At 35.0% G+C, this 23,287-nt stretch carries 15 protein-coding genes, 1 tRNA gene and 2 pseudogenes; 12 read left to right on the top strand and 6 right to left on the bottom strand.

The genetic code is table 11. The features are described 5' to 3' along the window. The first annotated feature begins 93 nt into the window (after positions 1 to 93). Together OPR24_RS05805 and OPR24_RS05800 are read left to right on the top strand one after the other, a co-directional pair. A pseudogene (locus OPR24_RS05805) lies at positions 94 to 1,105 on the top strand (IS630 family transposase). Then, entirely contained in the window at positions 1,102 to 1,470 is a 369-nt protein-coding gene (locus OPR24_RS05800) for a transposase (protein WP_265033127.1), read from the top strand. Before OPR24_RS05805 ends, OPR24_RS05800 begins: the two are co-directional and overlap by 4 nt. 65 nt (positions 1,471 to 1,535) lie before the next feature. Here OPR24_RS05800 and OPR24_RS05795 read toward each other — a convergent pair whose 3' ends face one another. Further along, on the bottom strand, positions 1,536 to 3,044 hold the full coding sequence (locus tag OPR24_RS05795) for an ankyrin repeat domain-containing protein (protein ID WP_265033126.1): 1,509 nt from the start codon (positions 3,042 to 3,044) through the stop codon (positions 1,536 to 1,538). Positions 3,045 to 3,150: 106 nt separating this feature from the next. Here OPR24_RS05795 and priA point away from each other — a divergent pair, with 106 nt between their 5' ends. Beyond that, positions 3,151 to 5,154 carry a replication restart helicase PriA gene (priA, locus tag OPR24_RS05790; RefSeq protein ID WP_265033125.1) on the top strand — a complete coding sequence of 668 codons (2,004 nt, stop codon included), beginning with the start codon at positions 3,151 to 3,153 and terminating at the stop codon, positions 5,152 to 5,154. 17 nt (positions 5,155 to 5,171) lie between these two features. Here priA and petA read toward each other — a convergent pair whose 3' ends face one another. From petA to OPR24_RS05770, 4 genes are all read right to left on the bottom strand, one after another. Beyond that, complete coding sequence (petA, locus tag OPR24_RS05785) at positions 5,172 to 5,771, bottom strand: ubiquinol-cytochrome c reductase iron-sulfur subunit (protein WP_265033124.1); 600 nt, start codon at positions 5,769 to 5,771, stop codon at positions 5,172 to 5,174. Positions 5,772 to 5,857: 86 nt separating this feature from the next. Further along, positions 5,858 to 8,566, bottom strand: a complete 2,709-nt coding sequence (gene gyrA, locus OPR24_RS05780) for a DNA gyrase subunit A (RefSeq protein WP_265033123.1) — start codon at positions 8,564 to 8,566, stop codon at positions 5,858 to 5,860. Between the two features lie 52 nt (positions 8,567 to 8,618). After that, positions 8,619 to 8,691, bottom strand: a tRNA-Val gene (locus OPR24_RS05775). Between the two features lie 81 nt (positions 8,692 to 8,772). Further along, positions 8,773 to 9,648: a tetratricopeptide repeat protein gene (locus tag OPR24_RS05770; RefSeq protein WP_265033122.1), complete on the bottom strand. Its 876-nt coding sequence runs from the start codon at positions 9,646 to 9,648 to the stop codon at positions 8,773 to 8,775. 315 nt (positions 9,649 to 9,963) lie between these two features. Here OPR24_RS05770 and OPR24_RS05765 point away from each other — a divergent pair. The 8 genes and pseudogenes from OPR24_RS05765 (at position 9,964) to OPR24_RS05730 (ending at position 21,385) form a co-directional block, all read left to right on the top strand. Further along, positions 9,964 to 10,975 (top strand): annotated as a pseudogene (locus tag OPR24_RS05765) (IS630 family transposase). A 1,027-nt stretch (positions 10,976 to 12,002) separates the two neighbouring features. Beyond that, entirely contained in the window at positions 12,003 to 12,524 is a 522-nt protein-coding gene (locus OPR24_RS05760; RefSeq protein WP_253307207.1) for a cytochrome b, read from the top strand. A gap of 5 nt (positions 12,525 to 12,529) precedes the next feature. Further along, positions 12,530 to 13,570: an NAD(P)H-dependent flavin oxidoreductase gene (locus tag OPR24_RS05755; RefSeq protein ID WP_265033121.1), complete on the top strand. Its 1,041-nt coding sequence runs from the start codon at positions 12,530 to 12,532 to the stop codon at positions 13,568 to 13,570. Positions 13,571 to 13,674: 104 nt separating this feature from the next. Then, positions 13,675 to 14,946, top strand: coding sequence for a hypothetical protein (locus OPR24_RS05750; RefSeq protein ID WP_265033120.1), 1,272 nt, complete (start codon positions 13,675 to 13,677; stop codon positions 14,944 to 14,946). Between the two features lie 101 nt (positions 14,947 to 15,047). Then, entirely contained in the window at positions 15,048 to 15,419 is a 372-nt protein-coding gene (locus OPR24_RS05745; protein ID WP_187297371.1) for a hypothetical protein, read from the top strand. Between the two features lie 44 nt (positions 15,420 to 15,463). After that, the gene (locus tag OPR24_RS05740) at positions 15,464 to 17,818 is read left to right on the top strand and encodes a VirB4 family type IV secretion/conjugal transfer ATPase (protein ID WP_265033119.1); all 2,355 of its coding nucleotides are present in this window, start codon (positions 15,464 to 15,466) and stop codon (positions 17,816 to 17,818) included. Beyond that, entirely contained in the window at positions 17,799 to 20,774 is a 2,976-nt protein-coding gene (locus OPR24_RS05735; protein ID WP_265033118.1) for a hypothetical protein, read from the top strand. The genes OPR24_RS05740 and OPR24_RS05735 overlap by 20 nt, the downstream gene beginning before the upstream one ends. 107 nt (positions 20,775 to 20,881) lie before the next feature. Further along, the gene (locus OPR24_RS05730) at positions 20,882 to 21,385 is read left to right on the top strand and encodes a WBM0748 family T4SS-associated protein (RefSeq protein ID WP_265033117.1); all 504 of its coding nucleotides are present in this window, start codon (positions 20,882 to 20,884) and stop codon (positions 21,383 to 21,385) included. Here OPR24_RS05730 and OPR24_RS05725 read toward each other — a convergent pair. Beyond that, positions 21,382 to 21,873, bottom strand: a complete 492-nt coding sequence (locus OPR24_RS05725; protein ID WP_265033116.1) for an SH3 domain-containing protein — start codon at positions 21,871 to 21,873, stop codon at positions 21,382 to 21,384. The genes OPR24_RS05730 and OPR24_RS05725 overlap by 4 nt on opposite strands. A 70-nt stretch (positions 21,874 to 21,943) precedes the next feature. Between OPR24_RS05725 and OPR24_RS05720 the strand changes: the two genes are divergently transcribed. Continuing rightward, positions 21,944 to 23,227, top strand: coding sequence for a pyruvate dehydrogenase complex dihydrolipoamide acetyltransferase (locus tag OPR24_RS05720; RefSeq protein WP_265033115.1), 1,284 nt, complete (start codon positions 21,944 to 21,946; stop codon positions 23,225 to 23,227). The last annotated feature ends 60 nt before the right edge of the window (positions 23,228 to 23,287 follow it).

Below are 23,287 nucleotides of genomic sequence, written 5' to 3'. Positions count from 1 at the left end.
TTTGCTTGTAATACCAATTCCCACTATACAAAGAACGGATAGACAATAATGGGAAAAAAGCCATACTAAAGTAAGTGAAGTAGCGAGGTATAAATGGCATTAAGATCAAAATTATTGGATGAAAAAGTAGTAGAATCAGCAAAAGAAATGCTGAAGAAAGTAAGGAACAATGCATATGTTTCAAAAAAACTAAATGCTGTAATTGCGGCAAAAAAGCATAGTATAACGGCTGTAGCAAAAATATATTGAATTTCAAGAAGCGCACTAACTTCGTGGATAAAACTCTTGAAATTTGGCAGAGAAGAAAAACTGTTTGCTCCTCCATCACGCCGTAGAAAAACTAAATTAAATCAGGCTCAACTACAGCAAATTGAAGCATGTATAGAAGAAAATCCTAATATTACCATTAAAGAAATGAGAATAAGAATCCAGGAAAAGTTCGGATTAAATATCAGCAAATCTACAGTACACCGCCATATGCAAAAGATGAAATTTTCATATATTACACCAAGACCAGTACACAACGTACAAGATAAAAGTAAACAAGAGGAATTCAAAAAAAAATCTCAATGAAGTTATTGGCAAGTATCCAGAAAAAGAGCTATTTTTCTTTGATGAATCAAGGTTTGGCACACATTCGAAAGTTGGGCATGGATGGTTTAAAAAAGGCACTAGGACTCGGGTTAAAATAAAATTAGGTAGGCATAATTTTTATCTCTACAGTGCAGTTAATCCTAAAAATGGAGAGAGTTTTAGCTTATTTGCACTAAATGTTAACACTGATTGCATGAATGTATTTCTTGAGCAAATGTCGCAATATCTAGGGACAAGAGAAGCTGTTCTTGTTATGGACTGTGCTAGTTGGCATAAGTCAAAAAATTTAAAGGTAGCTAAAAATATTGAGATTATATACCTACCTCCATATTCACCTGAACTCAATCCTGTTGAGAGGCTTTGGTTATACATAAAACAGAACATTTTGCGCAATAAAATATACGATACAATTGCTCTGCTTTAGGGTGCTTTGTGCAAATTTATTACTTCTCTTGCCAGCTCCACAATTAAACAACTCTGCAATTTCTCCTATTTGACTGACCAACAATGAGAATTGGTATGAGTATAATAGGTGGATGGATTGAAAAGAAGTTTATTGCACCAATGACCTTCACAGAAGGGTGTAATAAAGATGTATTTAATGTATGGTTAGAGCGAAGATTACTTCCACAATTGCAGCGTAATACAACCATAGTTATGGATAATGCTACATTCCATAAAACTCCCAAAACAAAGTCATTAATAGAGTCTTTTGGCTGTCATTTGCTTTATCTTCCAACATATTCACCTGATCTAAATCCGATAGAGCATTGTTGGCACACCATCAAAAGTCGCCTCAGACCTCTAATGCATCAATGTACAGACTTACACCTTTTAGTTGGTAATACCATTTTAGACGTTTATCATTCGTTTTAGAAAATACTATAGAATCCAGAAAAAAACATGCCTAGACGAGCTATTTGAATGACATTAGTTGTTAGTTATGCAGCTTTCATAACAGCTTCACTATTACAACATTTGTTTACTGTTATGTCTGTAAGATACCCTACTATACCACCTAATGCTGCACTTGCAATTCCTAATAATACAGCAGTTGCAATTACTCCGATAGCAATAATCTCAGGTATAATTCCTATTGCAACTAGCGTAGCTCCTACAGCACCAAATAATAATGCTAAGCCTATAACTCTTGGGGAAATTCCTGAAGCTTGTTTTTGTGGAGAATGATGATTCTTATTATCTGTTATAGGTGGCTGAGCACTTTGCACTCCTGGTCTTAAAGTTGGTTGGAAATGATTATTAGTGTGTTGTACGGGTGAACCTGTTTTATTTTTATACTGAGCAAATAATTCTATAAATTCCTTGTTTTTCTGTTGTTGAACAATTTCTAATGCACTTGGCCACTTTCCTACTACTAGAGTTTGTTCAGCTCCTGCTAGTAATAAAAGGTTAGCGATGTTAACAGAATTAGGTTTGTTGAATTGACATATATCTTGCAAAATAGTTGCACACCCATCTATCGATATCAGATTAGGATTAACTCTATATTCAGAAAGTAGCTTGCTTACAAGCTCAACCTTGCCTATCCTACAAGACTCTAAAAATATTTTATTCTTTTCCTCGGTAGAAGCTCTGCCTAAAAGCATTGTTGTCACTTCTGCACTATATTCCCCTTCAGCAAGGTCATAAAGAATTGTACCATGAGTAAGAAACCTCTCACCATTACTAATTTTAGCCTTGTGCTCTAAAAGCAGTTTTACAGTTTGAACATGGTTACCACTAGCAGCTTGATATAATGGACTGTGTGACAATTTATCCAGCTTATTCACATCTGCTCCATATTTTAAAAGAACTTGTATCAAGTCCATACGACCGTACTTTGAAGCCACGTGAAGAGGGGTAGTACCTATTTGATCGCCAATATTAACATCTACAAATTCTTTCTGTGGGAGCATCGAATTTATGGCTACACCTGTTCCTGTATCATTATCTGATGATAAAAATTTCTCAAGAAGTACTTCCCAACCACCGTTAGGCTTATCACAAGCATTTTGCACAATATAATGTAATGGTGCTTTGTCCTCAATACTAACATTACCAGGTTGACTCTTTATATTAGGATTTGTAATTTTTGGTAATAATAACTCCGCTTCTTTCAAAAATCCACCTGCAAGAACAGTGAATAAATAAATTTCTATACTATTTAAGTGTGATCCAAAAATGCCTCCCATACACTCATCAACCCAATCATCATTAGGCTGTTGGCTAATGAATTCTTCAGTTATCTCGCCTATTGATATTTTATATGCTACTGATATTTCTTTAAACTTTTCTGTTGCTGTCTTTTGCTCTTCTTGGCTTTTATCTGACCATTTGTCGGGATGCCATTTCAATGCAAGCTCGTAATATGCCTTCTTAATCTCTTCTGTGCTTGCACTCTCTGACAATCCTAATACTTTGAATGCCTCTTTACGTGTTTTTGGAATCATACTCACTCCCCCAATCAAATTAATTTAGTATAATGCTATACCAGTTTAACCAATCAATCCACAAATCAAACGAATATTTTCAAAACAGTGCTAAACTTAGGCTGCTATGACAAGAACAGTTGATGTATTACTACCACTTCCAATTGATCAGTTATTTTCGTATGCAATTGAGGAAAATACTGAGATTTTACTTGGAGATTACGTAGTGGTGCCATTTGGCAAAAAACGCTTGATCGGAATAGTTTGGAAATATAGTGACAAGAGTGGTCGAGCATTAAAATTTATTGAGCAAAAAATCGATTTACCAAATATTAGACCAAAATTGATCACATTTGCAGAGTGGGTTGCACAATACAATGTAATGCCTATTGGTATGCTTGCCAAAGTGATAATGGGAGGAGTGTTAAAAGTAAACCAAATAGATAAATTGGTTTGTGCTAAGCAGAAGCAGGAAATAAGTGAAATAAGTTGCCAATTAAACCCTGAACAGCAGATAGCTAGCGATAAAATAATAAGCAGTTTGAATGAGTATTCAGTGACTTTGCTTGACGGTGAGACAGGATCTGGAAAAACGGAAGTTTACTTATCCGCAATTGCAAAATTGGTAGAAACTGTAAACAGTGCACAAATTTTAATCCTCTTGCCTGAAATTGTTTTAACTTCACAATTGGTAAATCGTGTTCGCGGTCAGATATCAAAAAACTTAGTTGAATGGCACTCAAGGCTCACTCCAAAAACTCGCCGGAATAATTGGCTCAATATAGCAAGTGGAAATGCGCAGATAATTATTGGTGCACGGTCAGCACTTTTTTTGCCTTATAAAAACCTAAAATTGATTATCATTGATGAAGAGCACGACTCATCTTTTAAACAAGAACAGGGAATTATATATAATGCTCGAGATATGGCGATAATCTTAGCCAAATTTGAAAATATTCCGATTATTTTATCATCAGCAACTCCACTGCTTGAAACGATTCATCATGTTAAAAGCAGGAATTACAATCATGTAAAGCTAACCAAGCGATTCGGTGGTGCAGAATTGCCACTCATTAAAGTAGTAGATATGAGGAACAACAAGCAATGGATCTCCTCTGAGCTTTTTGAAAGCATCAAACAAACCATAGAGAAAAAACAGCAGGTTATGCTCTTTTTAAACCGCCGAGGGTATGCACAACTGGCAGTTTGTAAAAAGTGTGGATATAAAATTTCCTGCTTAAATTGTGCTGTTTGGCTTACATATCACAAGAAAAAAAATGCTCTTTTGTGCCATCATTGCTCTTATCAATTAAAACTTCCAGAGAAATGTTCTAATTGCCAAGGTGAACAGTCATTGTCACTTTATGGCGTAGGAATTGAAAGGTTACTTGAAGAAATGGTGAAATTAATACCAAACGCAAAAACTGCGATGATAAGCAGCGATCAGAAGTCGGTTAGTAACGTAATTGACTTGGTACTGAAAGAAGAGGTGAACATTATAATCGGCACACAAATAATTGCTAAGGGGCACAATTTCCCCAAATTAACTTTGGTTGGAGTAATAAATGCAGATTTGAGTCTCGAAAATTCTGATTTAAGAGCAGCGGAAAAGACGTATCAATTATTACACCAAGTTGCAGGCAGATCAGGAAGGTTTAATGAAAAAGGAATGGTAATAGTGCAAACCAACAACCCTGAAAGTTCAATAATAAAAGCATTGCTGCATCAAAAAAGGGACTCATTTTATGAAATTGAACTTAAGTCAAGACGTGAAGCCAAAATGCCACCATTTAGCAGATTAATAGCGCTTATAATTTGTGGTAAGAATCAGATTGCGACACAAAAAGCAGCGAATGAAATAGTAAAATCTCTTCTCTGTCATACAAGTAGCTCAACTACTTGTATTCAGGAAAAAAATGTAAGTGCAGACAAAAAGGAATTTGAAATTCTTGGTCCATCACCAGCAGCAATAAATTTCTTAAATAATAAGTATCGGTATAGGGTGTTGCTAAAAATACACAATAAGCACAGTCTATCTATACAAAAGAAGTTGAAATGTTGGATTAAAAATTGTAACTTGAATTCGAGTATTGCAGTGATAATAGATGTTGATCCTGTGAGTTTTTTTTAACGAGTTTATTGTATCCGTTAAGCCTTCTTGCCAATTACCACAACATTCTTACTGGGAAAAAAATAATCAGGTACAACCATATTTTTTGGTGCAGGACCCCCAATTACTCGGCCTGATGTGTCATAATATGAACCGTGGCAAGGGCAGAACCAACCGTTACCATCTTTTGTAGCGTGATCAATCGGCACACACCCAAGATGTGTACATATTCCAAGCATAATTAACCATTCGTCTTTTCCTTCGTATACTCTCTGCTCATCTAATTGAGGATCCCTCAAGCTCTTCACATTCACAGCTCTTGCAGCCTCAATTTCTTGCTTTGTGCGTCTACGAATGAATACTGGTTTACCTTGCCACTTTACTTTTACTCCGTGTCCTTCCTGAATTCCAGACAAATTCACCTCCACTGTGGAAGTTGCTAAAACTTCAGCAGAAGGATTCATAGACTTAACCAGTGGCCAAAGTCCACTTGCAGCTCCTATACCTGCCATAGCGCATGTAGTTAATGTTATAAAATCTCTCCTACTCTTATTTTTAGTAAGATCTTTAACGGGAGGTGTTTTTTTATCCTCTTTGTTTGCCAGTGGTTTTTTATTTTTAGTTAAATTTTTGTCCATTGATCTCTACTTAGCCATAAGTATATATTTTAAATTAAATAATGCGTATTAATCAACAAAAACTTGCGCTTTTTGTTTAACCTGTACTACAGCTGAGAAGAGATAGAGTTTTCAACTTCAGAAATACTATCTTCAGTGGAATCAGGATCTTCAATTTTCGCTACTGACACCACCTTTTCTCTACTCTCTGTTTTAAACAGAGTGACTCCTTGAGTGCTACGTCCTGCAATTCTGATATCATTTACTGAAATACGAATTAACTTTCCTTTATCTGTAATAAGCATGATATTATCACCCTGCTCAACTGGAAAACTAGCAACAACATTACCGTTTCTGTTGGTAGTAAGAATATTGGTGATACCAACACCACCCCTGTTAGTTATTCTATACTCATACGCAGAAGTTCTTTTACCAAAGCCATTTTCGGTAATAGTTAATATAAACTCCTCATTCAATGCAAGTTTTAAGAACAATTCGTTATCTATTCCTAAATCATTCAAAGTCTTTTCCAATTTAGAATCAATGGAGTTATTAATTGCAGTCCCCAGTCTTTTTGCAAGTGGAACTTTTAAGTAAAGTTCTTTTGTTTCTGTTGCTACACCTATCCCATTTAATATGGTCATGGATATCACGCTGTCATTCTTTGCAAGTTTGATACCTCTTACGCCATCTGAATTGCGACTTTTAAATTGACGCACATCACTTACAACAAATCTGATACTTTTGCCGAATCTTGTTGAAAGAAAAACATGATCAATTTCATTGCATACTTTAACTGATATTAACTTATCTCCTTCATCGAGCTTGATTGCTATTTTTCCATTGCTTGGAATATAGTGAAAATCCGCTAAAGAGTTGCGCCTTATGTTCCCATGAGCAGTAGCAAAAACTATGTTTTGATTTTCGTCATTTTCACTTGGTAATGGCATTATATTAGTTATAGTTTCACCATCGCTAAGCGGGAATATATTAACAAGTGCTCTTCCACGTGCAGTTGGCTCTGCAAGAGGTAACTTATAAACTTTTAATCTATAAACTCGGCCAATATTAGAAAAGAATAAAAGGCTAGTGTGGGTATTCCCAACAAATAATTTTGTGGTTACATCCTCTTCTTTTAATCCTTGTCCTAGCTTTCCTTTTCCACCACGACGCTGAGTTCTATAATGAGAAAGCTTCACACGCTTGATATAACCATTCATAGTTACGGTTATCACCATATCCTCTCGTGGAATTAGATCTTCAGCTTCAATGTCCGTATCTAATTCCTCTATTGAAGTTTTTCGCGGCACAGCAAATCTGTTCTTTATTTCTTGTAGATTGTTTTTTATTTCTTTCATCAACTTCTCTCCTGAGCCAAGAAAAGCGATATATTCTTTTATCAGGTTGATCATTGAACTTAGCTCAGCTTCTAATTTGTCTTTTTCAAGGCCTGTTAAACGTTGCAATTTCATGTCAAGAATAGCTTTCGTTTGCAGCTCAGTTAATCTATACACTCCGTCTTTCAAAAAGCTTGTACTGTCTGAGATTAATCCAATAATTGTGTTTATCTCAGCTGAAGTTTTCCATTCTTTATTTAAAAGTTCTCTACTTGCTTCCGCAGGATCTTTTGCACCACGGATGATTTTTATCACTTCATCTATGCTCAAGACCGCAATGTAGAGCCCTATATATATATGAGCTTTTTCCCTCGTTTTTCTTAGACGAAATTCTGTTCTCTTGATTAATACTTCTTTTCTAAAATCAACAAAAGCAGCTATGATTTCTTTTAATGACATCAAAGCAGGCCTGTTGTTGTTGAGGACTAAAGTGTTAACACTAAAACTACTTCTTAGTGGAGTTAGTCCCAATATTTGATTAAGTATAAAACTTGCTTCAGCATTTCTTCTGAGGTCAATTACTACTCTAATACCAGACTTATCAGACTCATCCCTAATTTCTGTTATGCCATCAATTCTTTTTTCTTTTACAAGCTCACCTATCTTCTCAATTAATTTTACTTTATTTACCTGGTAAGGTATTTCATCAATCACTATTGCTTGCCTATCTTGTGGCAGGTCTTCCATGTGAGTCTTGCCTTGCACAACAACTGATCCACGACCCGTTGCAAATGCTGATCTTATTCCAGACCTTCCAAGAATCGTTCCCCCAGTTGGGAAATCCGGCCCTGGCATCACTTCAAGTAACTCATCCAAAGTAACTTCAGGATTATCTATATATAACATACAAGCATCTATTATTTCTCCAAGGTTGTGAGAAGGAATATTGGTTGCCATACCAACTGCAACACCGCTTGCACCATTTACCAATAGATTCGGAAATTCTGCAGGCAGTACAACAGGCTCTGTTTCATTTCCATCATAGTTTGGCCTAAAATCAACTGTATCTTCGTCAATATCATTTAGTAAGAAGTGCGACACTTTGTGAAGCCTTGCTTCTGTATATCGCATCGAAGCGGGTGGATCTCCGTCTATCGAACCAAAGTTACCTTGTCCATCAACAAGTGGTAAAAGAAGAGAGAAATCTTGGGCCATTCTAACCAAGGAATCGTAAATAGCTGCATCACCATGTGGGTGATATTTCCCCATTACATCCCCTACTATACGAGCCGCCTTTTTATATGGTTTACCAGCATCGTATCCAGCCCTTGACATTGCATATAATATGCGCCTATGAACAGGTTTAAATCCATCTCGCACGTCAGGTATAGCCCGGCTTATGATAACGCTCATTGCGTAAGAGAGATAAGAATCTTCCAGCTCTTTTACTATTGAGATTGGTACTATATTATCCTGCATTTTCTATATTTTGATTGAAGTAATTAATAATATTAACATTCAGTTAAGCAAATGGGCAATGACAGACTTGAACTGCCGACCTCCTCGGTGTAAACGAGATGCTCTACCAGCTGAGCTAATTGCCCCTTTAGATGTAATTCTATAGCTCAATATTATTATTGTAAACAAAAATAGCGATAAATTAGATTTAGGTAAGCTATAAGCTTTTATGAAATCTTTGGGTGAGTGCTGTGGAGTTTTATAAATTTTAGTCTTGCTGTCACTTTGTATAAAGGTATTTTTTCACTCACATCTTTCGAAGTTGTAGCCATGTTCAACAACTTTAAGTAGAATATTGTAGCATTTTTAAAATCTGAAAGTTTATCTAGAATAACAGCTAAATTATAGGTATAAAAAATATTGTTTTCATCAAGGGAAATAGCAGTTGTCATATACTCTTTACCTTTTACATAATCCTCCTTTTTCATATAAATCAGACCTAAATTTGCTAATAAAGGAGCATAATTTTTATGTATATTATACAATTTCAACATTTCACTCAACGCCAGATCAGGATCATATCGTGAGATTATCGTCAGAAAATTTTTTAATATGTAAGGGTTACTAGGGTATTCTTTTAACAGTCTTGTGTAAATCTCTACAGCTTTTTTGTATTCTTTATTAGCGTAATAAATATTTCCCAATCCAATTAAAGCATTTTTATGATAAGGAAACTTTGTGATGATCCGATTAAGGAGAGAAATAGCTTTTTCATTATCTCCTGACTCAAAGGAATCCTTTGCTTTTTTTAAAGTAGAGTATATGTCAAAACTCTTGCCAGAATTCTGCGCAATTTTGATATTAAATTTGTCACTTTTTCTCTCAATAACATCAAGATCTTTATACTTTTTATCAGCTTTTATATGCTTGACAACACTATCAAAGGCCTTCTGTATCTCCAAATTTTCACTAGCATAGGTAACAGAAGACCTCCATAAAATCACAACGCAAATTAACATGCAGACAAACATAGATCCTAGTGTTGTGGCATTGGCTGCAGCGTGTAACCAGTAAACCTTATTTCTTTGAGCTATGCGTAACACATTACAAATTCATAAATGCTAAATTACCTATCTCATACAATAATAAAGATATTATTAATTAGCGGGACGAACATGCTGCGTAGAATGCACTTATCTTTTGTCTTCCATATTTCGCTCTATTAGACTTCTTGCATAACCCAAACTTAAGTAGAAAAAAGGCAAATAGTTATTATAGCTCTAAGTTTACCGACGATAAGAACCGTCATTCAAGTAGCTCCTCCCTGCCATCTAATACCAATTCCCATTACAAGGCAACCAGATGGACAATGATGGAAGAAAAGCCATAATGAAGCAAGTAAAATAGTTGAGGTATAAATGGCATTAAGATTAAAATTATTGGATGAAAAAGTAGTAGAATCAGCAAAAGAAATGCTGAAGAAAGTAAGGAACAATGCATATGTTTCAAAAAAACTAAATGCTGTAATTGCAGCAAAAAAGCACAGTATAGCGGCTGTAGCAAAAATATATTGCATTTCAAGAAGCGCACTAACTTCGTGGGTAAAACTCTTGAAATTTGGCAGAAAAGAAAAACTGTTTACTCCTCCACAACGGCGTAGAAAAACTAAATTAAATCAGGATCAACTACGGCAAATTGAAGAGTGGATAGAAGAAAATCCTAATATTACCATTAAAGAAATGAGAATAAGAATCCAGGAAAAGTTCGGATTAAATATCAGCAAATCTACAGTACACCGCTATATGCAAAAGATGAAATTCTCATATATTACACCCAGACCAGTTCATAATGGACAAGATAAAAGCAAACAAGAGGAATTCAAAAAAAAATCTCAATGGAGCTATTAGCAAGTATCCAGAAAAAGAGCTATTTTTCTTTGATGAATCAAGGTTTGGCACACATTCAAAGGTTGGACATGGGTGGTTTAAAAAGGGGATTAGAACACAGGTTAAAACAAAATTAGTTAGGCAAAATTTCTATCTCTATAGTGCGGTTAATCCTAGAAATGGAGAGAGTTCTAGCTTATTTGCACCAAATGTCAACACTGATTGCATGAACATATTTCTTGAGCAGATGTCGCAATATCTAGAAACACGAGAGGCTTTTCTCGTTATGGACTGTGCTAGTTGGCATAGGTCAAAAAATTTAAAGGTACCTAAAAATATCGACATTATATACCTACCTACATATTCACCTGAGCTAAATCTTGTTGAGAGGCTTTGGTTATATATAAAACAGAACATTTTGCGCAATAAAATATACGATACAATTGCTCTGCTTTAGGGTGCTTTGTGCAAATTTATTACTTCTCTTGCCAGCTCCACAATTAAACAACTCTGCAATTTCTCCTATTTGACTGACCAACAATGAGAATTGGTATGAGTAGCTGACACTGTACGAACATTGTCTATCAGGAAGGTGTCATGCAAGTAGCTGACACTGGTTCTTTTATGACGGTGTCATTCTAATCTGGAATCCAGGAAACTTAATTGCAAGTAATGCATTGGGTTTGGTAAGTATGGGTTTTGCGTTATAGAATGAAGCACTTTTGGTGAATTTGTAAAGAAAACTGGATTCCAGACTGGAATGACAAGTTCTCGGCAACCCCTACGTCATACCGCCGCGGTATCTCATCCGCTAACACGTAGCGGGATGACGATTGTCAAGGTGTCATCCCAGTGCCCAGACTACTTGGATCCAGAAAACTTAACTTTAAATAAGTGGCTGCATAATAAAGACTAGATTCCAGCGTAACGCGCTGGAATGACACCATTTTCGGTCTCTTAAATTGCTTTAGCTACAAACATTAAGAAATTTACCAAACGAAAAAAAAGGCAAAAGAAGCCCTTGTCATTGTCTATTTTCTGTATTGGCGTTTTTTTAAGTCTTAAACACTGCAATTTAGCTGCTTTTAAGTGCAACTCACCTTAGTTTAAATGTTTAAGAAATTTACTAAGCAGAAAAAAAGGCAAAAGAAATCCCGTGTTAGCTAGTTGTCACTCTCTAATCCTGCAAATTAGCGTACTATACTGTCTTAAACGACTTATAAGCGCGTTTCAGCTTGTGTAGGTAAAAACCTAGAAATATTGTGAAGACATAAGATGCACATAGTGCAAAAAATTAAAAATAAGACGCCAACTACGTTGTTTTCTTGCTGTTTAATCTGCACAGATGAAGACAACTGAATACCTTCAGTTTCATGATAAGGGGGCTGGCTAGGTTTGTCAAGGAAGTTTTGCATTTAATCCGTTTCTATGGCTTAGGTGCCGGCCAGCTACTTGACTCCCGGCTGGGTCGAATTTGTATAGCTACATTGTCGGTAAATCTAAATTGCTTTAATAATTTTGATTGAAAAATAGTTTTTCTATTATATAAATGCTACTTTAGGGTAATCAAAATGGAAGACGATAAATATAGCCTAGGTTTAAGAGTTATCCATTGGTTGATGGCTGTTTTTATTATTGGTATGCTTTGCTCTGGACTTTATATGAAAAGCTTACCACTTAGCAATGAGATTAAGTTCAACATATACGCTATTCATAAGGCTTGCGGTATCACTATTCTTGGATTAATCATAGTACGCATATTTTTTCGCGTCTTTACTTATGTTCCACGACTTCCAGCAAATTTTTCTCGGTTTGTAATCAATGCAAGTAAAACAGTACACTTTGGTTTATATTCTTTAATGGTGCTAATGCCACTATCTGGCTATGTTATGTCTTCTGCTTCTGGCAAAAAGATCAAGTATTTTTTTCATATCCCTTTGTTGATTAATCAAAATAAAGACCTAGCTAACACGGCTAATCAGCTACATTCGATGCTTGCATGTTTTATGGTACTCTTTATAATCTTGCATATACTTGGCGCTTTGAAACACACATTTATAGATAAGCAAAACATTTTTAAACGTATGATATAGGTTATATGTTAAGTAGCCTCTGGAAAAAAGGAACAGATTTTCTTGGTAGTGAGTTTGCGATAATGGGTGGTGCTATGAGCTGGGTTTCAGAGAGAAACTTGGTTTCGGCAATCTCAAACGCTAGTGGTTTCGGTGTAATTGCATGTGGTGCAATGTTTCCAGACCTATTGAAAAAAGAAATCATAGAAACACAGAAATTAACTAACAAACCATTTGGTGTAAACCTAATTACTATGCACCCAAAGTTGAGTGAGTTGATAGATGTGTGTATTGAAACGAAAGTAAGCCATATAGTGCTTGCTGGCGGATTACCAACGAAGCCTAATATAGAAAAAATTAAGAGTGCAGGCATTAAAGTTTTGTGCTTTGCACCAGCATTAAGCCTTGCGAAAAGGTTAGTAAAAATAGGAGTAGATGCGTTAATAATAGAGGGAATGGAAGCAGGCGGGCACATAGGGCCAGTTAGCACTTCTGTTCTCGCACAAGAGATATTGCCTCATTTTAAAAATGAACAAATACCAGTGTTTGTTGCAGGTGGAATAGGAAGAGGTGAAATGATAGTTAATTACTTAGAAATGGGGGCAAGTGGCTGTCAAATAGGTACATTATTTGTCTGCACTAATGAGTCAATTGCCCACAAAAATTTTAAGAAAGTGTTTATTAAATCAGCCGCACGTAATGCAATACCTTCTGTACAGATAAGTGCTGATTTTCCTGTAATTCCAGTAAGAGCTATAGCCAACAAGGCAAGTAATGATTTTATGAAGCATCAAAAAAAAGTTATTGATGAATACCAAAAGGGACAGATCTCAAAAGAAGATGGGCAGCTTGAAATAGAAAAGTTCTGGGCTGGAGCTTTAAGAAGAGCAGTAATTGATGGAGATGTTGAAACGGGATCTTTAATGGCCGGTCAAAGTGTTGGCATGGTTGATAGGGAAAAGCCTGTAAAAGAAGTGATAGACATATTAATTCAACAGGCAAATAATTATATTGATAGCAAATCTGTAGAAGTAGAAAACCCAGTAGTTAGCAAAGCAAATGGTTAGCAAGTTGCCATTAATTATCCATAATATGGCATAATTGCCCAGTTTTAATGTAAAATTAACGCTAAAGAGGTATCTATACATTTTATTATGTATGGAGAAATGTTATGCCTGTTTCACCTAATAAAATAGAAAATTCTGCTGAATCTTGGAATGACGCAGATTGGAATTTGTTCAACATTATACGTGAAACAGTAAAAGAAGATCAAAAAGCTGTGCAAGAGACTGCCAGAAAATGCAAAAGGTTGTTCAAGCAAAAAAATAGTCCTGCTAATCCTAGGGAGGTATTAACTAAATTAGGAGAATTACTGAGAGCAAGACAAGATGAGCAGGATCTCGCAAAACATATAAATCTGTCCAAGCAAGGAAACAGTCCTAAAACACCAGATGAATTAAAAGAATCACTGAAAAAACAAAAAGAAGATTATGAGTTTTACATCCAACACTTTCTTCCAGCGTTGAAAGTAGAAATAACAGAGTCAAAAAAACTAGACTCAAAAAAAAAGGCAGCAATAGTACAAACAATTTTGGATATTACTAACAGGAGCAGCAGTGTAAGCTCAATACCAAATGCTGTTGAAGAAAATATTGAAGATCAAATGCAGCTAAAACATATTGAAGAGCAAAACAACACACAAGAAACACCCTTGAATGTAGCTGAGAAAAAAAGTGGTGATAATAAAATACTTAGTAATTCAGATGTTACAGAGGAAGTGTTTGAAAAATATAGCAAGGTTGTGGAAGAAATAGAGGAGAAGCAAACTTCTAAACTCAGTAGTGGCAATGACTCAGATAGTGGAATAGACTCACCTAGAACGAGTAAAGAAAGTTTGAAATCACCAGTAAGTAGCAGAAGGAGCAGTTTAACTTTAGTAACAAGCACTTCATCTGAGGAAAGTGTAAACTCAGATGGTCAAGCAAATCCAGATCAAGTTAAGGAGGAGTTATCCCAGGTGTCATTACAGCAGGTAACTGAAGCCAGAGGAGAAGAATCAAAGATCCCAGTCTCACGCACTGGGATGACAGATGATGACCACACAAAGGATCCAGTGAAATCTGAAGAAAAAAAGGACAAAAAAAATACCATTACAACTGTGCAGAAACTTCCTGTGAATGAGAAAAAGGGTGAAGATATTCCACTTAAACAACCCAATAACAGAAATCTTCACGTTGCACTTGTAGCAGGTTGTGCTCTTCTAGCAGTGGGGTGTCTTGTTGCAGCAGCAATAGCAAGATCAGGAATATTGTGTGTCATAGGAGCAGTATTTGCTATAGCGGCAATAACTACATGGTGTTTAACCCCTTCAAGTGAATTAACATCCACCAATTTGAGTCGTCCTGTTGATGATAAAGAGCTTACAGCATGTTCACATCTGTAAAAATTAAATATGTGTTACTTGTAGTGGATAAGTGAATTCAGTTCTTGCCTATTGATATAAAAGTTGTTATATTTGAGGAATATTTAAAGGGTATTTAGTTGATGCGCATTCAATTGAATAAAGTTTTGGTTTTTATAGCCTTATTAAGTTTCATTTTTGCATCATATTCTAGCGAAGCTTCGGTGAGTGATGAATTAAAGGATGTACAAGAAACGGTAAAAGATTTTATTTCTTCATTTTCAATTAAAGATACTGTAGAAAATATGAGTCCTTCAACAATCATAGGGTTGTGTATAGCTGCGGTGATACTTGCAGTAGTGTTCAGAGGTCTAATCTTTTTTATGATAATGTTTGGTGTACTGATCATGATGTTTGGTAGTACAGAAAAGGCAACAGACTACTTAAAAGAAAAATTTAATTTTGCAAAAGATATAAAATTACAATCCGATAGCGAAAAAAAAGATAAAAATTAAGATAGTATCTTTATCTTTTTTAATTATCTTTATTGAATACGCATATGCAGCTAAAAGTACCAGCAATTAACTCTAAGTTTGAAAAAAAGAACAACTTAGCATTACTAGAGAGCATTGATTTAGATTTCATTCCTTATGCTTGTCATTACAATGAAGAAACTATACTAACAAAACAGGGAGAGTTGTTAAAAATAATCAAGTTAGAAGATTATTCTTCTGTTGATAATTACAGCGACCTTAGAACTGAAATTAGAAAAAGCATATCAAAAAATATTAATAGCCTATATTTTACCGTTTGGATTCATACTGTCCGAAAGCGCAATAAATTGAGCTTAAAATGGAATAAAACTGAAGACTTCTCTGATAAGCTACATTCAGCGCAGTTTGATAAACTCACTGATAGTAAATTACAGTATATAAATGAATTATATATTGTAATATTGTTTAACGATTTTGGTAAGCATACTAATAATTCATTTTTTTTTAATAGAATAAAGAATAAGCATAAGCTGTCTTTACAAGAAAGTCGCCAGGAGTTGCAAAAGATAACTGACTTAATTCACGATGATTTAGGACCTTTTGGAGCTAAAAAACTGGGTCTAAGATTTAGTGAAGGTAAAATATATTCTGAAATGATAGAATTTCTCCACTATATTGTTACATTAACGCACAAAGATTATCCAATACATGAAAGGGACCTGTCGCAATATATTAGAAGTTTTAAAATAGCTTTTGGTTTCAATACGTTTCAGACAATCTTTGAAAATCAACAGAAATTTGGCTCTGTTTTCAGCATAAAGGAATACCGAGAAATCTCCTTAGGCAATATAGATAGGTGCTTGCAGCTTGAATCTGAATTTATCATTACAGAAATAATGATATTTACTAGTAATAGTAAGGCAATAAAAGAATTTAATAAACAAATTAACATGCTGCAAATTAGTGAGGATAATACCTTACTTAAAAGCTCAGGAATTGAAGAAATAATAGAGCTTGAAAAGACCTCTAGTCTAGACTTCTGCCAACAGAAAATTATTTTTACAATATTTGCAGACGATAGGAATAAGTTAGCCGAAAATATTAGTGATTTATCTTCTATAATGTCATTAATTGGCTTCATGATATTTAGAACTGATCTACATATGGAAAGTCATTTTTGGGCACAACTTCCGGGCAATTTTACCTTTATTACACAACCGAAAAATATATTAGCAAAATATGCTTGCAGTTTTGCTATGCTGCATGATTTTACGTCAGGTACATTAAAAGGAGGAAGGTGGAAAGAAGCGGTAACAGTTTTTTTCTCAAAAGAAGGAAATCCTTACTTCTTTAATTTCCATGGAAAAAGAAATAATGGCCATACTACGATACTTGGAGCTCCAAATTCAGGCAGAACTTCACTCATTAATTTCCTATTATCAGAATCAAGAAAGTTTAACCCAAGAATTGTCATATTGGATAACACTGGAAAGTCGATAATTTTTACTAAAGCAGTGAGTGGTAAATATTATATAATCGATCCGAAGTATAAGGACAAAAGCCTAAAATTTAATCCACTAAACATTGAAGATAGTGCTTCCAATCGCAATATGTTGGTTGAACTGATCAAAAGAATGGTAGCCGATACGAGCTTGGTGGACGTAGAAGAAAAGATAAGAAAAATTGTGGATTCTATATTTGCTATACCCAAGGAGTCACGTTCTATTGCGCAAATTTCTGAGGTGCTTTTGCTCCTCGGGGGTAAAATAAGTAGATGGTGTGACGGTGGTGAGTTTGCTTACTTATTTCAAGATAGTAATGAATCAGATATTGACTGGGAAACAAAAATTATATCTCTCAACACCGCAAACCTCACAAAACGAAAAGAATGTATGTCCGTGATACTTTACTATTTTTTATATTCTTTTGAGGCAAAATGTGATGGCTCACCTGCAATACTTGTTTTGGATGAAGCATGGGAGATAAGTGATATTTTTCCTACAGAGAAAGAGTTTGATAACTGGATGCAAAGAATGACGGAACTAAATATTGTGGTAATCCTAAGTACTGAAAATTTAAACCTCGCATTTGCTAGCAAATTTACTCAATATTTAGATAAACATGTTGATACAAGGATCTTGATGCCAAACGTCAATGCAAATAGGTTATACATGAAAGCATTTTCTTTATCGAAAGAGGAGCTGAATATAATTCTGCAAACACCAACGCAGGAAGGTTTATTCTTGATAAAGCAGTATAAAGGATTAGTAACTTTAAATTTAGATTTAAAGAATATGCAAGAAATACATGTACTTTCAGCTAACAAAGAAACGATAAAGTATATGTACGAGGCAATAAAGGAAAAAGGAGAAGAAGTTAATGAGTGGTTACCGGTGTTTTATGAGAAGTGTAAAGCTTAAAGCTAATTTTTTTTTCCTAGTATTAATTTTGCTAATTGCAAGTAATGGATATTCTGATACCTGTGGAAAGATACGTTTTCACACTGAAGTTGAAGCTGCGGCTAACAAAACTGGAAAAGGCTTAGCAAATTTTTTTACCTTTAATTGGAGCAATCTAGATTTTGATGAAAAGTTATTACAATACATTAGAGTCACAGCAATAAAAGACCAAGGAATTAATGGTTATTTCAATCCAAGGATTCAAGTCTGTGATTACGAAGGAAAAGATAACTGCTATCAATTAGGTAACGGAACATCCTGCCGCCAAATATATGGAACACAGACAAGTGGAGCTGGAGTTTCTGCAGCAGTTTTTATCGACTGGGAAGGAGATACAGTGTTAAATGATGGAAAATTTAAGGAAGGGATTGCGAAAGGTCTCGAGTGGGAGTGGGTAGATAATGTTACTGATGAAGAAAAAAGGAAATTTGCTAATTCTCCTAAGATATGCGCCTGCAGTCAAAAAGCAGCCTGCATAGGAGATTTTTTCTCATTTTTTACTAAAATAGGTGAAGGAGCAAATATTTTTCGCCCTGGATATATGGCAAATACCTGTGATACTTGCTATCAGGAAAAAGTAAAATGTGCCCCTGTACCACTTGCACCTGGCCCCCCTCCATTCTGTGAGCAACTTGCAATGTCGCTTCCACAAGTTAGAATTGTTCCTATAACAGATAAAGATAATGATTACTTCAACCCTAAAGTTAAGGTAATAGCTGGTGATCTAATAGAAGAAGGCGGAAAGATTGGAAAAGAATTAGATTTTCCCAGAAAATACAAAAAAGATAAAGCTGAGGAGCTCCCTACTTCGGATGAAGTTAGGAGGCATTCTATTTTGGATAAAAATGGCACGACACATTACTTCGCAACTTATAGAAAAAAAGATAAACTCTGCGCTGAATACCTTGGAACTCAAAGTATAGATGAAAAAAATCCGCAGTTCGTCCGCTGCTTCCCGGCACCACCTGCTCCAGAGCCTAAAATATTAAGGATAGTGGATGCAAATACATTAGAAATAGAAATGAAGATGAGCGAGAGCACTTGTATTTATAGAGCACATGGAGTCTACAGCAATGGTTTATGTACTTTTAATGTTACCACCCATCCTGTAAATATTGGCCCTCTATCTTTAAAAGTAGTAAAACCAGCAATAGTAGCAAAAACAACTGATAGTAATAACGAAAAAAGTTATATTGATAATATTATAGAAGGTATATTAGAAAGTAATCCGCAACAATTTAAAGTTCTGAAAGAATATGACTATGTTCCTGATATTGAAACAGAATGTAAAGAGTTTCAAGGAAATAAATGCAAATTGAACAACTTAGGACAACCAGAAATAGAAGTAAAGTATAAAGAAAATTCTAACAGTAAAATGCTCTGTCTTTCTGGATGGCAGCCAGAACCAGAAGAGTTTGTTCTTGAAAGAGAAAATAAAATAATACCACTAAAATTAATGGGAACAAAATATATTAAATACAATGCTGTTTACTCTAAGGAATCAAATCAGTTCTATTATCTTCCAAGCAAGGAAAGGGAAACAGTCGACCTCTTAAAAATAAAAAGACTTCAAGATCAGTTGGATAAAATAATATTTAATAAGCAAGGGTATGTTTTCTTCCCTGACGACAATAAACAGGAAAAGGGGAAATGCAGTTACTGCGTGGATTACGATAAAGACATAAATGAAAAATTTATAAATAACAAAGTCAAAGTAGTATATAAATTGATAGATGTAGAGCATAGAGAAAAATGTAACCAAGGTGATGATGGTTGCATCTGCTCTGATGGAAAATGCAGCCGTTCAAAACAATATTTGAATAAAAATGAAAATGATAAGCAATTTTACTTAAGGTATGAGGAAGTGGATTGTAAAGATAAGGATGGTAAAGTATTAAGAGATGAAAAAAATGAAGTACGAAAGTGTACACAATTAAAAGATCAACTGATTAAAGCAAACAGAACAGAAGTTTTTTATGCTGATAAATTGTGTAGGTTCGATTTAGAAGGTCTCACAGAGAAGTTAAAAGAGATAATCGAGAAACAACTGGAAAAAGAGAAACAAGAACCGGAAAAAAAGAGCGAAAAGTCCCATGATTTTGGAAATGGAAATCATGATGTGGATGGCTCACAAATAACATCTAGCCATGTTGAAATAGAAGTGTGGGGAAGTGGTGAAGCAGGTCACATAGAAAATACACCCAATAGCTGCAAACGGCATATGGATACGCACGCCAATAAGGATGCCTGTTCCACTGAAACTAGAGCAGGAATGCCAGGAGATTATATTAAAGCTGAATTGGAAATTGTTCCTGATTATCCTATCATTAAGGTTAAAGTTTCGGAGGGAGGAGGTAACCAAGAATTTAGATACACAGATAAGGATGGGGGGCCTATTTTTGTAAGAAAGTGTAGTGTAGACAAAAAAGAGTGCAAGAATTTAATCACTATGGGAGGTGGAGGTATCTATAAAATGTATCCGCATGAAAATAATTATAATGATTATAGGAGTTATAAGAGTTATATGGAAACAATAATTGATGATAGTGTAAAAATAAAAAAAGAAACCAAAACAACAGGATTGCGGGTTACTGAAGATAATAAAATAACATATATAGAAAATGGTGAAATCAAGTATGAAACAGTAAAGTGTAGCAAGGGTTTTAGAAGCAGTAAACCTGGTGCAGGTGGTTGCATTGATAAAAGCAAAGGAATTTATGGTAAAGGTTCTGCAGGGCAGGTGAAGGTAACGCCTATTATAAAGGGATTTGACAAAAACATAATAAAGGATGCTATTGAAAAAAAAATAGGAAATCAATATGATCCCGGGGAGGTTAGGGATTTTTCGAGGAGTGAGTTTGACACGAGTTTAACTAAGATGATTGAAGAGGAACTCAAAAAAGAATTGTTAAGGTAAAAAGATATAACTCTGAAAATTATGCTCTTGTTTTAATAATTAATTAAAACAAAGCATGTAGTAAATGGTGTATCTTAACAAAAGGTAATGTAAGGAGGGAGTGCTTTATGTCTCTAAAGAATAAAATTTCTGAGCTAATAGAACAACAATTTAGCATTAAATACCATGACAATTATTTGGCTTACGCTATACACAAGTGGGCTGCAAGCGAAATATCTAATTCTATTGCTCTTTGTATAACTGGCGGTGGTGATTGCAAGATCGAATATCAAGATGTTGCAAATTCATTCAACATAACAAAAGAAGAAATTGATCAAGGTAATATTGCAAGCATAGAAAGCAAAATAAAAAGTGAAGCTGAAAAATCAGGTAGTGAGTTTCTTAAGTTGATTTCTAGAATGGATCAATCGCTAAGAGAACAAAGTGGAAAGTCTATTGTACAAATTTTAGATTCATCTGCTGAGGAGATGTTACAGAGTTTTTGTGACAGCACTATATGGCAAAATAATTCTCCAGAACCTCAAGAAGTTAGTGCAACTCCTGCTTCATCTGAAGAGTCTGCTACAGAAGGTTTGGAAACTACTACTAATCAAGGTCTTTCGCCAGTCTAATCAACTCCCCATATAGATTCTTTCTGTACCCATGCTTTGCGTTTCGATGAGGACAGCAAACACCATTTTTCACTGCATTTTTTTATTTCTATTACAACAAACTTGTCTATTTTCATAGTAATCTTGCTGTCTACACTCTGTTTTTGATATCCATAAGTATCTTCTTTTATCATTGCGTGGTGCTTATCGCTAAGCAGATTGCCTTTTATCCATCCGCAGTCTTCATCTATATCGCAGATCTTTTTCCAACTCTCAAACTCTTCTATCACTTTCAGGGGCAGATTTTTGCAAGTGTATATCCATTTTACAGGATAGTGAAACCCTGGCCCCGTTCTCATGTTGATTTTATTTGATTTGGTTGAAACAAAGTTATTAGCAAACAAGCTATGGCTAAATAATAAAAACAATAGGATAATAGTACTGAACCAAGATCCCAGTGTCACGCACTGGGATGACGTGAGGGATAGTGTAACAGACTTATTCATCATAATTCACGATTAGATTGACATAAGATAAAGAGTAAATTAAAAATTGAATAGATCTTTAAATGCAAAATCAATGCCTATAGAAATATTAATGCCTGCTCTTTCACCGACAATGAGCAAAACTGGAGGAAAAATTGTAAAGTGGCATAAAAAAGAACAAGACAAAGTTGAAGTAGGCGATGTAATTGCTGAGATAGAGACTGATAAAGCCATAATGGAGTTTGAATCTGTGGATGAAGGAGTTTTAGCGAAAATTTTAGTAACAGAAGGAATAAGTGGCGTGCCTGTAAATCAACCGATAGCTTTAATGCTGGAAGAAGGAGAAGATGAAAGTGCACTCGGTAACTATGTTTCAGCTTCTGCTACCAATATTGAAGCTAAGAAAGAAGTTGAAACCAATCCCTCAGTGCCATCCAATTCCTCAATCAACCCTCCAATGTCATCTAACCCTTTGATGTCATCCCAGTGCTTGACACTGGGATCTAGAAAGGAAGAAGATACTAAGACAACAGAAGGTAGAATAAAAATAAGCCCATTAGCTAAGAAAATAGCTCAAAATGAAGGGGTTAATGTGCAGCAATTAAAAGGTACAGGACCATATGGTCGCATAATTAAGGCTGATGTGCTGGAGTCTTTAGGTAGTGGTACACGCATTGAAAGTCGTGAAAGGCCCGAGGAAGATACCATGGTTGAAGTAAGCAATATGCGCCAAGTGATAGCACAGCGCTTAACTGAATCCAAACAGAATGTTCCACATTTTTATTTAACTGTAGACTGCCAGGTTGATAAGTTAATATCGTTAAAAAACGAGATTAGCTCAGCAGATGAAAATAACAAAGTAACAATTAATGACCTAATCATAAAAGCTGCAGCTTTCAGCATGAAAAAATTTCCTGTTATAAATTCTTCGTGGATAGATAATAAAATACTTAAATACTCGAATGTAGACATTTCAATCGCTGTGGCACTTGAAGATGGGCTAATTACTCCTATAGTAAAAAATGCTGATAAAAAGGGTATTTTATCTATATCAAAAGAAGTGAAAGATTTAGTAAGCAGAGCAAGATCTGGAAAATTAAGGCCAGAAGAATTTCAAGGAGGTGGGTTTACTATTTCCAATTTAGGAATGTTTGGTATAAAAGCCTTCAGTGCTATAATCAATCCGCCGCAATCTTGCATTATGGCAGTTGGTGCATCCAAAAAACAACCAATTGTTATGAATGAGAAAATAGAGATAGCAGAAATAATGACAGTAACACTTTCTGTTGACCATAGAGCAGTTGATGGAGCATTAGGAGCAAAATTTTTAAATGCCTTTAAGCATTATATAGAGAGTCCTCTGGCGATGCTTATTTGAAACCTATTAGCATCGTTATTACAAAATTAATACCTCTAAGTTTATAATTCTACTAGTTAA

This window comes from Wolbachia endosymbiont (group A) of Sicus ferrugineus, assembly GCF_947251515.1.
Lineage (GTDB): Bacteria > Pseudomonadota > Alphaproteobacteria > Rickettsiales > Anaplasmataceae > Wolbachia.
This window is presented reverse-complemented; position numbering and strand designations above follow the sequence as displayed.

What these genes read in the sequence shown, in the direction of transcription:
- gyrA (WP_265033123.1), bottom strand. Translation starts at nt 8,566, where the DNA reads ATGCAGGATAATATAGTACCAATCTCAATAGTAAAAGAGCTGGAAGAT.
- OPR24_RS05730 (WP_265033117.1), top strand. Translation starts at nt 20,882, where the DNA reads ATGTCTCTAAAGAATAAAATTTCTGAGCTAATAGAACAACAATTTAGC.
- OPR24_RS05750 (WP_265033120.1), top strand. Translation starts at nt 13,675, where the DNA reads ATGCCTGTTTCACCTAATAAAATAGAAAATTCTGCTGAATCTTGGAAT.
- priA (WP_265033125.1), top strand. Translation starts at nt 3,151, where the DNA reads ATGACAAGAACAGTTGATGTATTACTACCACTTCCAATTGATCAGTTA.
- petA (WP_265033124.1), bottom strand. Translation starts at nt 5,771, where the DNA reads ATGGACAAAAATTTAACTAAAAATAAAAAACCACTGGCAAACAAAGAG.
- OPR24_RS05720 (WP_265033115.1), top strand. Translation starts at nt 21,944, where the DNA reads ATGCCTATAGAAATATTAATGCCTGCTCTTTCACCGACAATGAGCAAA.
- OPR24_RS05725 (WP_265033116.1), bottom strand. Translation starts at nt 21,873, where the DNA reads ATGATGAATAAGTCTGTTACACTATCCCTCACGTCATCCCAGTGCGTG.
- OPR24_RS05745 (WP_187297371.1), top strand. Translation starts at nt 15,048, where the DNA reads ATGCGCATTCAATTGAATAAAGTTTTGGTTTTTATAGCCTTATTAAGT.
- OPR24_RS05795 (WP_265033126.1), bottom strand. Translation starts at nt 3,044, where the DNA reads ATGATTCCAAAAACACGTAAAGAGGCATTCAAAGTATTAGGATTGTCA.
- OPR24_RS05755 (WP_265033121.1), top strand. Translation starts at nt 12,530, where the DNA reads ATGTTAAGTAGCCTCTGGAAAAAAGGAACAGATTTTCTTGGTAGTGAG.
- OPR24_RS05735 (WP_265033118.1), top strand. Translation starts at nt 17,799, where the DNA reads ATGAGAAGTGTAAAGCTTAAAGCTAATTTTTTTTTCCTAGTATTAATT.
- OPR24_RS05740 (WP_265033119.1), top strand. Translation starts at nt 15,464, where the DNA reads ATGCAGCTAAAAGTACCAGCAATTAACTCTAAGTTTGAAAAAAAGAAC.
- OPR24_RS05800 (WP_265033127.1), top strand. Translation starts at nt 1,102, where the DNA reads ATGAGAATTGGTATGAGTATAATAGGTGGATGGATTGAAAAGAAGTTT.
- OPR24_RS05760 (WP_253307207.1), top strand. Translation starts at nt 12,003, where the DNA reads ATGGAAGACGATAAATATAGCCTAGGTTTAAGAGTTATCCATTGGTTG.